Raw genomic sequence first — 914 nt, forward strand, 5'->3', positions numbered from 1 at the left:
CGCTCGATGCCGGTGTGGACCAGTTCGGCGGTGAGTTCAACCCGAAGGCTCTGATCGGGCTCGTGCGGGCGGGCTCGGTGCCCGAGTCCCGGCTCGACACCTCGGTGCGCCGGCTGCTGCGTGAGAAGTTCCGTCTCGGGCTGTTCGACGACGCACGGTTCGTCGATGTCGAAGCTGCGGATGCGATCGTCGGTCGGGAAGACGCCCGCGCCGCCGGACTCGAGGCCCAGGCACGTTCACTCACGTTGCTCACGAACGGCGGCGGGGCGGCGCATCTGCCGCTGCAGGGGCGCCCGACCGTCTACGTCGAAGGCCTCGACCCCGTCGAGCTCGCCGGCTGGGCCGATGTGGTCACCGACCCCGACCGCGCCGACGTCGCGATCGTGCGCACCGACGCCCCGTGGGAGCCGCGCGGCAACGGTGCCGACATCGAATCGTTCTTCCGCGCCGGATCCCTCGAGTTCCACGACGACGAACTCGCGCACCTGCGCGATCTGGCCGCCCGCGTGCCGCTCGTGCTCGACGTCTACCTCGATCGTCCGGCGATCCTCGCCCCGCTTCTCGACGTCGCCTCGACGATCATCGCGAACTACGGAGCCTCCGACACCGCGCTCGTGAATGTGCTGTTCGGCGCGGTGGAGCCCCAGGGGTCGCTGCCCTTCGAGGTGCCGTCGTCGATGGAAGCCGTGGCGGTGAGCCGCCCCGACGTACCGTCGGACACGGTCGACCCGTCGTTCGCGTTCGGCCACGGCCTCCGGTACCTCGACTGGTCGCCTGCCGCACGACCCGACCCCGCGTCCACGACGATCGAGATGGCGGATGTCGCCGCACCCGGCGGACGCTTCGACCTCACCAGCGCGACCGTCGCCCAGGTGCTCGCCGATGCCGAGGCGCTCGCGATCATCGCCGAGCTC

At 70.9% G+C, this 914-nt stretch carries 1 protein-coding gene; it reads left to right on the plus strand.

The window, feature by feature from the left end; all coding sequences use genetic code 11:
* On the plus strand, window positions 1–914 hold a 914-nt coding region (locus L687_RS39225; protein ID WP_021201321.1), incomplete at both ends, for a glycoside hydrolase family 3 C-terminal domain-containing protein.

It is taken from the genome of Microbacterium maritypicum MF109, assembly GCF_000455825.1.
GTDB lineage: Bacteria > Actinomycetota > Actinomycetes > Actinomycetales > Microbacteriaceae > Microbacterium > Microbacterium maritypicum_A.